Source organism: Methylocystis rosea, from assembly GCF_003855495.1.
GTDB lineage: Bacteria > Pseudomonadota > Alphaproteobacteria > Rhizobiales > Beijerinckiaceae > Methylocystis > Methylocystis rosea_A.
In genome coordinates this window covers 1,490,200-1,502,401 of sequence record NZ_CP034086.1, presented here as the reverse complement: position 1 = coordinate 1,502,401, position 12,202 = coordinate 1,490,200, and the positions used below count along the sequence as shown (strand labels likewise).

The 12,202-nt window shown below is 64.7% G+C and carries 13 protein-coding genes; 8 read left to right on the top strand and 5 right to left on the bottom strand.

What is annotated here, in order from left to right; translation table 11 throughout:
• Nucleotides 1–90: 90 nt before the first annotated feature.
• From hemF to EHO51_RS07260, 3 genes are all read right to left on the bottom strand, one after another.
• On the bottom strand, nt 91–1,068 hold the full coding sequence (gene hemF / locus EHO51_RS07270; RefSeq protein ID WP_124738328.1) for an oxygen-dependent coproporphyrinogen oxidase: 978 nt from the start codon (nt 1,066–1,068) through the stop codon (nt 91–93).
• A gap of 37 nt (nt 1,069–1,105) precedes the next feature.
• Nucleotides 1,106–1,774, bottom strand: coding sequence for an rRNA methylase (locus EHO51_RS07265; RefSeq protein WP_124738327.1), 669 nt, complete (start codon nt 1,772–1,774; stop codon nt 1,106–1,108).
• A gap of 98 nt (nt 1,775–1,872) precedes the next feature.
• Nucleotides 1,873–2,349, bottom strand: a complete 477-nt coding sequence (locus EHO51_RS07260; protein ID WP_124738326.1) for a tRNA (cytidine(34)-2'-O)-methyltransferase — start codon at nt 2,347–2,349, stop codon at nt 1,873–1,875.
• 283 nt (nt 2,350–2,632) lie between these two features.
• Here EHO51_RS07260 and petA point away from each other — a divergent pair, with 283 nt between their 5' ends.
• The 3 genes from petA to EHO51_RS07245 are packed head-to-tail and all read left to right on the top strand — an operon-like array spanning nt 2,633 to nt 5,415.
• On the top strand, nt 2,633–3,163 hold the full coding sequence (gene petA, locus EHO51_RS07255; protein WP_018408200.1) for a ubiquinol-cytochrome c reductase iron-sulfur subunit: 531 nt from the start codon (nt 2,633–2,635) through the stop codon (nt 3,161–3,163).
• A 55-nt stretch (nt 3,164–3,218) separates the two neighbouring features.
• Nucleotides 3,219–4,457, top strand: a complete 1,239-nt coding sequence (locus tag EHO51_RS07250; RefSeq protein WP_124738325.1) for a cytochrome b — start codon at nt 3,219–3,221, stop codon at nt 4,455–4,457.
• A complete protein-coding gene (locus EHO51_RS07245) occupies nt 4,450–5,415 on the top strand; it encodes a cytochrome c1 (RefSeq protein ID WP_245434790.1) in 966 nt (321 codons plus the stop codon). The genes EHO51_RS07250 and EHO51_RS07245 overlap by 8 nt, the downstream gene beginning before the upstream one ends.
• Before the next feature lie 139 nt (nt 5,416–5,554).
• On the opposite strand, the gene smbP is transcribed toward EHO51_RS07245, so the two are convergent.
• On the bottom strand, nt 5,555–5,917 hold the full coding sequence (smbP, locus tag EHO51_RS07240; protein ID WP_245434788.1) for a small metal-binding protein SmbP: 363 nt from the start codon (nt 5,915–5,917) through the stop codon (nt 5,555–5,557).
• A gap of 183 nt (nt 5,918–6,100) precedes the next feature.
• Here smbP and EHO51_RS07235 point away from each other — a divergent pair, with 183 nt between their 5' ends.
• Together EHO51_RS07235 and glpX are read left to right on the top strand one after the other, a co-directional pair.
• The gene (locus EHO51_RS07235; RefSeq protein ID WP_124738324.1) at nt 6,101–7,399 is read left to right on the top strand and encodes a homoserine dehydrogenase; all 1,299 of its coding nucleotides are present in this window, start codon (nt 6,101–6,103) and stop codon (nt 7,397–7,399) included.
• Between the two features lie 6 nt (nt 7,400–7,405).
• Nucleotides 7,406–8,395: a class II fructose-bisphosphatase gene (glpX, locus tag EHO51_RS07230; RefSeq protein ID WP_124738323.1), complete on the top strand. Its 990-nt coding sequence runs from the start codon at nt 7,406–7,408 to the stop codon at nt 8,393–8,395.
• 8 nt (nt 8,396–8,403) lie between these two features.
• Here glpX and EHO51_RS20500 read toward each other — a convergent pair whose 3' ends face one another.
• Nucleotides 8,404–8,553: a hypothetical protein gene (locus EHO51_RS20500; RefSeq protein WP_164479364.1), complete on the bottom strand. Its 150-nt coding sequence runs from the start codon at nt 8,551–8,553 to the stop codon at nt 8,404–8,406.
• Nucleotides 8,554–8,660: 107 nt separating this feature from the next.
• Between EHO51_RS20500 and EHO51_RS07225 the strand changes: the two genes are divergently transcribed.
• From EHO51_RS07225 to guaA, 3 genes are all read left to right on the top strand, one after another.
• Entirely contained in the window at nt 8,661–9,950 is a 1,290-nt protein-coding gene (locus tag EHO51_RS07225) for an RsmB/NOP family class I SAM-dependent RNA methyltransferase (protein WP_124740077.1), read from the top strand.
• A 76-nt stretch (nt 9,951–10,026) separates the two neighbouring features.
• The gene (locus EHO51_RS07220; RefSeq protein WP_124738322.1) at nt 10,027–10,467 is read left to right on the top strand and encodes an endonuclease domain-containing protein; all 441 of its coding nucleotides are present in this window, start codon (nt 10,027–10,029) and stop codon (nt 10,465–10,467) included.
• 48 nt (nt 10,468–10,515) lie between these two features.
• Complete coding sequence (gene guaA / locus EHO51_RS07215) at nt 10,516–12,120, top strand: glutamine-hydrolyzing GMP synthase (protein ID WP_124738321.1); 1,605 nt, start codon at nt 10,516–10,518, stop codon at nt 12,118–12,120.
• Nucleotides 12,121–12,202: the final 82 nt, after the last annotated feature.

Sequence of the window (12,202 nt, the reverse complement as noted above, 5' to 3'; positions counted from 1 at the left end):
ATCGCAGTGACATTGAAGGATCGCGAGCGCACGGATCGCGTGGATGGCCGGGACAAGCCCGGCCATGACGTGGCGGTTATTCGCTATGCCCTACGGCCACTTCACCAGAGGCGGCATCGAGGAGAGAATCGAGTCGACATTGCCGCCGGTCTTTAGCCCGAAGATCGTGCCGCGATCGTAGAGCAGATTATATTCGACATAGCGGCCGCGCCGAACGAGCTGCTCGTCGCGCTGCGCCTCGCTCCATGGCTTGGCGAAGTTGCGCCGCACGAGTTCCGGATAGATGTCGACAAAGCTTTCGCCGACGTCGCGGGTGAAGGCGAAATCTGCATCCCAGGCGGAGTTTGCAGCGTCCCCGGCGCTGTTGAAGTAATCATAGAAAATGCCGCCGATACCGCGCGGCTCGTTGCGATGGGCGAGGAAGAAATATTCATCGCACCATTGCTTGAAGCGCGCATAGTCGGCGACGGAATGGCGCTCGCAGGCGCCGCGCATCGCGGCGTGAAAGGCGATCGTGTCGGGATCGTCCTGCGTGCGGCGCGCATCAAGCACCGGCGTCAGGTCGGCGCCGCCGCCAAACCACGCCTTGCTCGTCACGACGAAGCGCGTGTTCATATGCACGGCGGGAACATTGGGGTTCCACGGGTGGGCGATCAGCGAGATCCCTGTCGCAAAAAAGCGGGGGTCCTCCGCCGCGCCCGGGATCTGCTTGGCGAATTCAGGCGCGAAGGTTCCAAAGACGGTGGAGCAATGCACGCCGGCCTTTTCGAACACCCGGCCATGGATCATCCCCATGCGGCCGCCGCCCCCAGGCGCGCCGCCGATGTTTCGAGCGGCGCTTCCTAAAGTCGCGCCGTTGCGGTCCGTCCGGCTCCAGGCGGTGAGAACGAAGCGGCCCGGCGCGTTGACATCGGGCGCGAATGGCCCCGGCGCTTCATCCTCCAGCGCTTCGAAGGCGGCGATGATGCGCAGCTGCAACGACTCGAACCATGTGCGGGCGGCGTCTTTGCGAGCTTCGAGCTGATCGGGCGCGGCGTTCATCGACGTCTCCTCTTCTCGCCGCTTCATCCCGCCGGCGCCATGCCTTGTCAATTCAGCAGGACGACTATTGCGTCATCTCCGCGACTTTCGTCTTGGGGTCACGCGTCGCGGCCGGCGTCGCCGTCGCCGCCGCGAAGCCGGCGCGCAGAAACTGCGCCAGCGCCGTCTTGACGTTTCTGCCGCGCTCGGTCAGCTCGGTGACATAGCAGGAGCGGGGCTCGCCGTTCGGCCACCCACGGTTCCTCGCTTTCGCCTGGCGCATGTCTTCAAGCACCTGCGCCTTCACCTCGCGCGAGTCCCTCATCGTAATCAGCCCGTCAGCCGACAAATGCCGGTCCGCATTATGGTCTTCGACCATTTTCTGACTCGGCGACTCAAACTCGCACAGCTTGCCCTGGTCGCCCACATAAAGAAGTCGCTCCACCCAGCTGGCGCGAAGCGATCGAATGTCGTCGGGCAGCATGTCCTTCATGTCCGCCGGCAGAGCCTGATAGATGGGCGTCGCCTGCGCGATCTGATCCACGCGGAACGCCGCCTTCACATTAAAGCCTTCGATGCTCTCAATCTGCGTGAACTTTACCAACAGCTTGCCGATAGCGCCGCGCGCCTCTGACAGATTGGTCACAAGCGCATAAAGGGCCACGCAGAGAAGCGCGGTCAGCAGAGCCGCATTGAGAGATTTCAATAGCCGCTCCCAAACCATGAGCGAGATGCGAATCGTCTGGTGGGTCATAACGCCCTCCTGAAATCAATGAATATCGCCTTAATACGCCATGACGATCGCAGACTAAAAGGTCATTTCGCCATTGCGCTGTGCGCCGCCGCACCCAGTCAGCGGGCGCGCAACTGCCGAAGCGCCTCGCTCATGACGATCGCCGCGGCGACGGCGACGTTCAGCGAGCGCATGCCGCCGCACATGGGAATGCGGAGCGTCAGATCGGCGGCGGCATGCACCTCTTCCGGCGCGCCTGCGGACTCCCGGCCGACGAGCAGAATGTCGCCTTGGCGATAGTCGCAGTCGAGATAGGACGCCGACGCCCGCGTCGACAGCAGCAGCAGCCGGCGGCTCTCGGCCGCCTGGCCGGACGCAGCCCGCCACGCTTGAAAGGCCGTGAAGGACGAATGTCGGTCAATCGTCACGTGATCGAGATAGTCCATGCCGGCGCGGCGAAAGTCGCGATCGCTTGTGGGGAATCCGGCCGGTCCGATGATCGCCGCCGAAACGCCGAGGCACGCGCATGTGCGCAGCATGGCGCCGGCGTTCTGAGGAATGTCCGGCTGATACAAGGCTAGCGTAAGAGAAGTCATGGTCCGTTCGAGTGGGAGGAGATGGTGAATTTGCGGCATATCGCCGCGAATATCGGCAACGGTCTTGTGTGGCAGGGTGAATGCCCAAATTTCCCTATGTCGACTTGTGGACAGCGGCGGGGATTCGCGTCACATATCACCTCCGCCCCGCCGCAGCCTTGGCATTGCCTTGGCGTGGCGCACCGCAGCGATTGGCCGGAAGCGGCAAAACGTGGAACGATCGCCTTGGGCGCAGCCGCAGCCTCGGCCGCGAAGACTTGAGAGCGTTGGGAGAGGTTCGAGCGTGACAAGCAAAGACACCGCCGCAAAACCGGCGGAGCCAAGCCGGCGGGACATTCTCTATATCGCAACGGGCGCCGCCGCAGCAGGCGCAGCGGCCGGCATGGTCTGGCCGCTGATCGCCCAGATGAACCCGGACGCGTCCACCCTCGCGTTGGCCTCGACGGAAGTCGATCTTTCTTCGGTCCCCGAAGGCCAGATTGTCACCGTGAAATGGCGCGGCAAGCCGGTTTTCGTGCGCCATCGGACGCCGGCCGAAATCAAGGCGGCGGAGGACACGCCGCTGTCGGTTCTGCCGGATCCGGAGGCCGATTCGAAACGCGTCCAAAAACCCGAATGGCTCGTGATCATCGGAGTCTGCACGCATCTCGGCTGCATTCCGACCGGCAAGGAAGGCGAATACAACGGCTGGTTCTGTCCCTGCCACGGCTCGGTCTACGACCTTTCGGGCAGGATTCGCAGCGGCCCGGCGCCGACCAATCTGGAGGTGCCGCCTTACGCCTTCATCGCCGAGAGCAAAATTAAGATCGGCTAGCCAAGGCCAAGCGCCTTTCATTTTTCCCGCGCGAGATTCCGAGAGCACCAAGCCCATGGAAGGACATTCCCAATACACGCCCAAGAGCGGCTTCGCTCGCTGGTTGGAGCGCCGTCTGCCGATTTTGAGCTTCATGCATGATTCTTTCGTCTCCTATCCGACGCCAAAAAACCTGAACTACATGTGGGTGTTTGGCGCGATCTTGAGTTTCATGCTCGTCGCGCAGATCGTAACGGGCGTCGTCCTGGCGATGCATTACACCCCGGAAACGACGCTCGCTTTCGATTCCGTCGAGAAGATCATGCGCGACGTGAATTGGGGCACTGTGCTGCGCTACGCGCACGCCAATGGCGCGTCGATGTTCTTCCTCGCCGTCTACCTCCACATCTTCCGCGGCATGTATTACGGGTCCTACAAGGACCCGCGCGAGGTCTTGTGGATTCTCGGCGTGGTGATCTTCATGCTGATGATGGCCACGGGATTCCTGGGCTATGTCTTACCGTGGGGACAGATGTCCTTCTGGGCGGCGACCGTCATCACCAATCTCTTTTCCGCCATTCCCGTCGTCGGAACCGCCATCACGACCTGGCTGCTCGGCGGCTATTCCGTCGACAATCCGACGCTCAATCGCTTTTATGCTTTGCACTATCTGGTGCCGTTCATCATCGTCGCCATCGTCGCGCTTCATGTTTGGGCGCTGCATGTGACGGGCCAGAACAATCCGTCCGGCGTCGAGGTGAAGGACGTGAAGAAGGAAACTGTTCCTTTCACGCCCTATGCGACCATGAAGGACGCGGTCGGCATCGCGGCTTTTCTCGTCGTCTACGCCTGGCTGACGTTTTTCGTGCCGAATTACCTCGGCCATCCAGACAATTACATCGAAGCCAATCCGCTCGTCACGCCGCCGCATATCGTGCCGGAGTGGTACTTCCTGCCGTTCTACGCGATCCTTCGCGCGATCCCGAACAAGCTGCTCGGCGTCACTGCTCTCTTTGCATCGATTTTGATCACCGCGGCGCTGCCGTGGCTCGATACGTCGAAGGTGAAATCGGCCGTGTATCGGCCGCTGTTTCGCAAGGAGTTCTGGATTTTTGTCGCGGTGTGCATCGGGCTTGGCTATCTGGGGGCGCAGCCCGCCGAAGGCGCTTATCTTTGGTTCGCCCGGCTATTGTCGGCTTATTATTTCCTGCACTTCCTCGTCATTTTGCCGGTCATCGGCAAAGTGGAGAAGCCGGAGCCGGTGCCAGAATCCATCGACGCTTCGATGATGCGGGGGGAAACCTCCCATGTCTGACATGATCGTAGGATCTTCCCAGCGACAGCCCTCGATGCGTCGGATGAAGCGCCTCTCGCTCGTTCCCCTCACGATTGCTGCGGCGATGACGCTGGTCAGCCCCGCCTGGAGCCAGCAGGAAGCGCCGCCATCCGCGACCGATCAGGTCGCTGCGCCTCAGGCCACGGAAAAGGAAGCGCGGCACGAGAGCGAGCGACATGAGCGGACGCCAAAGCGCTTTGACTGGAGCTTCGCTGGCGCCTTCGGCCGCTACGACAGGGCGCAGTTGCGCAGAGGTTTCAAGGTCTACAAGGAGGTCTGCTCCTCCTGCCATTCGATCAAAATGCTCGCCTTCCGCAATCTTTCGCAGCCCGGCGGGCCGGAGTTTCCTGAGAAAGAGGTCGAAGCGCTCGCCGCGAGCTACAAGATCAAGGACGGCCCAAACCAGGCGGGCGAATATTTCGATCGGCCGGGCCGCCCCAGCGATCGATTCCCCCCGCCTTTCGCCAATGAACAGGCGGCGCGCGCCGCGCTGGCCGGCAATTATCCGCCGGACATGTCGGTTCTGGCCAAAGCGCGCGGCTATTCGCGCGGCTTTCCACTCTTCCTGTTCGACGCTTTGCCGGGCTTTTCCTATCAGGAACACGGCGTCGACTACATCACCTCGCTGATGGAGGGCTACGAAGACCCGCCGCCAGACGTGAAACTGCCGGAAGGACAGTTCTACGATCCCTATATGCCCGGCCGGCGCATCGGCATGCCGCCGCCACTCTCGGAGGGCGTGGTGACCTATGAGGACGGCGCGCCGCAAACAATCGACCAATACGCCAAGGACGTCGCGGCCTTCATGATGTGGGTCGCAGAGCCGCATCTTGAGTCGCGCAAGCGAGTCGGGCTTGGCGTCGTGGCCTTCCTGCTCGTCTTCGTCGGGCTGCTCTATTTCACCAAGCGCAAGATCTGGTCGGGCGTGCCGCATTAGCGGGACGCTCGCCGACGAGCCGCGCGCGAGGGCGCATTACGCCGCGAGAGAGCGGCGAGCAGAATGCCGAGCTATCTGGCGACGACCATGCCGCCGCTATGAGTCCTTGCCCGCGTCCTCGCCGCGTCGCGCGCCGCCGTCACTTGATCTTCTTCAGTTCGGCGAGCGCGCTGGTCGCGTGCTTGACGGCGCGCACGGGGTCGCCAAACCGTGCGCGCATTTCGGCCAGGCGCAGATGCCTGATCGCGCGATGCAGCAGCTTGTTGGCGGCGCGGTCCCGTTCGATGGCCTTTTCGTGCAGCGCCTCGCGCGCATGGCCGAGCGCGCTCATCACATGCGTAACGATCTCCTTGGAGTCGCCCTTCGCGCCGTCGTCTATCGCTTCTTGAGTATGCTCAATAGCCGCCTCCACATGCACGCCAATGCCGGCCAGCGCATAAGTGCCGGAAAAGGCCAGCGCCAAAGCGGTCAGAATCGCGAATACGCTCATTCGTGGCGTCATTGTCATCTCCCTTTCGCCGCCAGTAGGCTTGGCTTCAGCTTGTCCAAGAGTTAGGGCGTCAATTGCAACGGCTCAATCCCCCTCGCGGCGTCGGCGGTTTCTTGATTGAAGGCGCCAAATCGGGCACAAGGCGCTAGCGTCTCTGGGCTTTCGTCGCCCGCTCATTTTCCCGGAAAGGTTGCAATGTCGGAGATCTTGCGCGTCGGCATCGCGGGGCTCGGCACCGTCGGCGCGGCGGTGGCGCGCCTGCTCCGCCGCCAAGCCGAGGCGCTCACGGCCCGCACCGGACGGCAGATCGTCCTGGCGGGCGTTTCGGCTCGCGACGCAACCAAAGAGCGGGGCGCCGACCTTTCCGGCGCGGAGTTCTTTCCTGATCCGGTCAAGCTCGCGTCCTCGCCGGCGATCGATCTTTTCGTCGAATTGATCGGCGGCTCCGAAGGGCCAGCGAGGGCCAGCGTTGAAACCGCGCTCGCACATGGTAAGGCGGTCGTCACCGCTAACAAGGCCTTGCTCGCCGCGCATGGTTTGCATCTCGCAGCGCTCGCCGAGGAGAACCATGCCGCGCTCGCCTTCGAGGCGTCCGTCGCCGGCGGCATTCCGATCGTCAAGACGCTGCGCGAGGGGCTCGCCGGCAATTCGATTGAGCGCGTCTACGGCATTCTCAACGGCACCTGCAATTACATCCTGTCGCGCATGGAGCGGGAGCAGCTCTCCTTCGAGGAATGCTTGACGGAGGCGCAGAGGCTCGGCTACGCCGAGGCCGATCCGACCTTCGACATCGGCGGTTTCGACACCGCTCACAAGCTTGCGATCCTCACCTCGCTGGCCTTCGGCGCGCGCATCGCCGCCGGCGCCATCGATATCGAAGGCATTGAGCGCGTGACGCTTGCCGACATCGACGCTGCGGCCGAGCTTGGCTACCGCATCAAGCTGCTTGGCGTCGCGCAGCGCACCGCTGATGGAGTCGAGCAGCGCGTCCATCCGACGATGGTCAGCAAGAATTCCGCCATCGCCCAGGTGATGGGCGTGTTGAACGCCGTCACCATCGACGCCGACGCGGTGCATGAGCTGACGCTCGTGGGGCCCGGCGCCGGCGGCGACGCGACGGCCTCGGCCGTCGTCGCCGATATCGCCGACATCGCCAAGGGCGTGCGTTCGGCGCCGTTCGGTCTGCCGACCGCGAAGCTCGCCGAGCTCAAGCGTACGCCGATGCAGCGCCACGAAGGCGGCTATTACATCCGCATGTCGGCGCGCGACGTCGCCGGCGCCTTCGCCAAGATCGCGACGCGCATGGCGGAGCGCCGCATATCGCTTGAAAGCATCGTGCAACGCGGCGCGCGGGGCGCGCCGGGGGATTGCGTCGATGTTATCCTCATCACCCATGCGACGAGCGAACACCTCGTGCGCGAGGCGCTGGACCTGATCTATCAGGATGGCGTCATCGTTTCACGTGCGCAGGTCATCCGCATCGAGCGCGAGTAGCGAGACATGACGCAGCAGCCTGAAACCGACGCGTCGAAGATCGACCGCTACCTGACCTTGGAGCTGGCGCGCGCCTCGGAGCGCGCCGCGGTCGCCGCCGCCAAATTCCGGGGACGCGGCGACGAGATGGCCGCCGACCTCGCGGCGGCGGAGGCGATGCGCGAGGAGCTGTCGCAGCTTCCCGTGCGCGGCCGCATCGTGATCGGCGAGGGCGACGAGGACGCCGCGCCGATGCTCTACATTGGCGAAGAAATCGGCGCGGGCGTCGGTCCCCGCGTCGATCTCGGCGTCGCTGCGCTCGAAGGCTCGACGCTTTGCGCCAAGGACATGCCGGGCTCGATGGCCGTCGTCGCCATGGCGCCGGCAGGATCGCTCCTTCATGCGCCCAATGTTTACATGGACAAGATCGCCATCGGTCCGGGATACCCCGAGGGCACAATCGATCTCGATCGCGACCCCGGCGACAACATCAGAGCGCTTGCGATCGCCAAGGGCGTGCGGGCGAGCGAAATCACGGTCAGCATTCTCGATCGGCCGCGCCACGCCGAAATCATCCGCAATTGCCGCATTGCCGGCGCCTGCGTGCGCCTCATCACCGACGGCGACGTAGCGGCGATCATTCTCACCACCCACCCTTTTGAAACCGGCGTCGACATGTATCTTGGCCGCGGCGGCGCTTCGGAAGGCGTGCTCGCCGCCTGCGTCCTGCGTTGCGCGGGCGGCCAGATGCAGGGACGGCTGGCGCTCGAATCGCGCGATCAGATCGCGCAGGCGCAGCGTCTGGGCCTTCTTGATCCGCGCCGCAAATATTCGGTCGGCGACATGGCGGCCGGCGACGTCGTCGTTTGCGTGACCGGGGTCACCGCGGGGCCGCTCGTCGGCGGCGTTTCGCTCGGCAAAACGACGATCGACACCGAGACGATCGTCTATCGCTCGGCGACCGGCACGATCCGCCGCATCCATGCGACGCACCGGGCCATCGGAAAGTTCGATTGACGTCGGTCCTAATACGTCCTGCCGGTCTCGAGCTGAGTCTTGGCGTCGAGCTTGCGCCTCGGCGGCGGCGGATAATCCGGCGGCGGCGGGGGCTGTGTCGCGCAGGCGGCGAGCGACAAAGCGATAAGCGAAGCAAGGATCAGATGAAGGCGTCGCATCAGTTTCGTCCGCATTTCTCATGGCGCGCATCTTCGCGCCTGTTGCGTAAGAGCGTGGCTTTGGCGACGGAATTATGTCCATCGCGCGCTGGCGGGACGGCGCGCCGATGACTCCCGCCGCCCACATCTCCGCCGCGATCGAGGTGCTGGACGATGTTGCAAAGCGCCGCCGGCCCGCCGCCGAGGCGCTGAAGGACTGGGGCCTTGCGCACCGCTTCGCAGGCTCGAAGGATCGCGCCGCCATCGCCAGTCTCGTCTTCGATGCGTTGCGGAAGCGCGCTTCGGCCATCTACGTCATGGGCGCGGACGATCCGCGCGCGATCATGCTGGGCGCGCTGCGCGAGGCGCGCGGCCAGGACGCCGAGGCGATCGCGGCGCTCTGCTCGGGCGCCGGTCATGCGCCGGCCCCGCTTTCGGACGAAGAGCGCCATCGGTTGGAGACGGCCTCGCTCGCTGACGCGCCGGATCATGTGCGCGGCGACTATCCGGAATGGCTGGCGTCGCATTTCGAGGCGGCGTTCGGCGCGCGCGCTGCCGAAGAAGGCGCGGCGCTCGCCGCCCGCGCGCCTGTCGATCTGCGCGTCAATATTCTGAAATGCTCGCGCGAGCAGGCGCTCGAGAAGCTCGCGCATCTCTCTCCCGCGCCGACGCCGCTTTCGCCGATCGGCCTGCGCATCGAGGCGGGGCAGGGGCGGGGTCCGGCGCTGACGGCGGAGACCGCCTATGTGAAGGGGCTCGTCGAGCCGCAGGACGAGGCCTCGCAGCTTGCGGCGCTGCTCTGCGCCGCCGGGCCGGGCGAGCAAGTTCTCGATCTTTGCGCCGGCGGCGGCGGCAAGGCGCTGGCGCTCGCGGGGCAGATGCATAACCGCGGGCAGGTCTACGCTTATGACGCGGACGGGCGGCGCCTCATGCCGATCCATGAGCGGCTGGAGCGCGCCGGCGCCCGCAACATTCAGGTGCGCGCGCCGCGCGGCAAGGCCGACGTGCTGGCCGATCTCGAAGCGCGCTGCGACCTCGTGCTGATCGATGCGCCCTGCACGGGGACCGGCGCGTGGCGGCGCCACCCTGACGCCAAATGGCGGCTCGCGCCCGGCGCGCTGGACCGAAGATTGAAGGAGCAGCGCGAACTCTTGGCGATGGCCGTCCGCTTCGTGAAGCCCGGCGGTCGGCTCGTTTACGTCACCTGTTCGGCGCTGTGCGAGGAAAACGAGGACCAGATCGCGGCCTTTCTCGCCGCCAATCCTGATTTTGCGGCGCGTTCGGGCGCCGAAATCGCGGAAAGCGCAGGCCTGCCCGACCTCGCTGGCTTCGCCTCGCCGCATGGACCTGGCATTCGCCTGTCGCCCGCAACGAGCGGCACGGACGGGTTTTACATTTGTGTCTTGAGGCGAAAGTGAATTCGTCTGAGCTTGCGCAAATGTCGAGCGTTGGCGTCCCCTCTCCCGCGAAGCGGGGGAGGGACAGGGAGGGGGCATGACGCACGGAAAACTGCCCAAGGTCGCCTTCGCCCGCAATCTTCGCCGCGACATGTCGAATGCCGAGCGGAAGCTATGGGCGGCGCTGCGCGGCCACCGGTTTCATGGGCTGCAATTCCGCCGCCAAGCGCCTTGCGGCCCCTATATCGCGGATTTTCTCTGTCACGCCGCCCAGCTCGTGATCGAGGTCGATGGGGCGACGCATTCCACCGATGCTGAGCTTGCGCGCGACAATCGACGCGACGCATGGTTCGAGGACAACGGCTTTTCGGTCTTGCGCGTGACCAATGCAGCGGTCTACGCAGAATTTGACGGCGTGCTCGAAACCATCCGATTGCGCGCCGAGGATAGACTGCCCCCACCCCAACCCTCCCCCGCTTCGCGGGAGAGGGAGTCCGACTCGGGTCTCGCCAACACATCGCGCGCTCTGCGTCGTTAGGGTCCTCTCCCCTTTGAGAGAGGGTGGGGCCGACAAAAAAGAGAATCCATGACCACCGCGCCCGACGCCTTCCATCACGATATCGCCGATCGCCACGATAAGGTGCTGATCGTCGATTTCGGCTCGCAGGTGACGCAGCTCATCGCCCGGCGCGTGCGCGAGGCGGGCGTCTATTGCGAAATCGCGCCGTTCCAGAACGCTGAGCGCGCCTTCGCCGAGATCCGCCCCAAGGCGGTGATCCTCTCGGGCGGGCCGTGCTCGGTGACGGACGAGGGCTCACCGCGCGCGCCGCAGAGCATTTTCGACTCCGGCGTGCCGGTGCTCGGCATCTGCTACGGCGAGCAGACGATGGCGACTCAGCTCGGCGGCACCGTCGAAGGCGGGCATCATCGCGAGTTCGGCCGCGCCGATGTGACGGCGCTGGAGCAGAGCGCGCTGCTCGACGGCGTGTGGGAGAAGGGCGGCAGCTTTCCGGTCTGGATGAGCCATGGCGACCGCGTGACGAAGCTGCCCGAAGGCTTTCGCGTCATCGCCGCCTCGGAGAACGCGCCCTTCGCCGCGATCGCCGATGAACGGCGCCGCTACTACGGCGTGCAGTTTCATCTCGAAGTCGTGCATACGCCCGACGGCGCCAGGCTCTTATCGAATTTCGTGCATAAGGTCGCGGGGCTGAAGTCCGACTGGACGATGGCGGCGTTTCGCGGCGAGGCGATCGCGGCCATCCGGCGCCAGGTCGGCGACGGGCGGGTGCTCTGCGGCTTGTCGGGCGGCGTCGACAGCGCCGTCGCGGCGGTGCTGATCCATGAAGCGATCGGCGAGCGTTTGACCTGCGTCTTCGTCGATCACGGCCTGTTGCGGCAGGGCGAGGCGGAAGAGGTCGTGCGGCTCTTTCGCGATCACTACAACATTCCGCTGCATCACGTCGAAGCGGAGGAGCTGTTCCTCGGCGCGTTAGAGGGCGTCGACGATCCGGAGGTGAAGCGCAAGACCATCGGCCGGCTGTTCATCGAGACGTTCGAAGCCGAGGCGAAGAAGATTGCGCAGGACGGGCGCGGCGCGCCGCAGTTTCTCGCGCAAGGCACGCTCTATCCCGATGTCATCGAGAGCGTGTCCTTCACCGGCGGCCCGTCGGTGACGATCAAGTCGCACCATAATGTCGGCGGATTGCCGGAGCGCATGAATATGCGGCTCGTGGAGCCGCTACGCGAACTCTTTAAGGACGAAGTGCGCGCGCTCGGGCGCGAACTCGGACTGCCGGAAGCGTTCGTCGGGCGCCATCCGTTTCCGGGGCCTGGGCTCGCCATCCGTTGCCCGGGCCTCATCACCCGCGAGAAGCTGGCGATTTTGCGCAAGGCCGACGCCGTCTATCTCGACGAGATCCGCAAGGCGGGATTGTACGACGACATCTGGCAGGCCTTCGCGGCGCTCTTGCCGGTGCGCAGCGTCGGCGTGATGGGCGACGGGCGCACTTATGATTACGTCGTCGCGCTGCGCGCGGTGACGTCGAGCGACGGCATGACCGCGGATTTCTATCCGTTCGACATGAGTTTTCTGGGCCGCGCCGCGACGCGCATCATCAATGAGGTGAAGGGCGTCAACCGCGTGGTGTATGACGTGACGAGCAAGCCGCCGGGGACGATTGAGTGGGAGTGACCGGATACCCTCGGCGGCAAATAGCGTAGACTCGGCCGCGCACCACGAGGTGGCCCGGCAATGTCGCAACAAGATTGCTCTC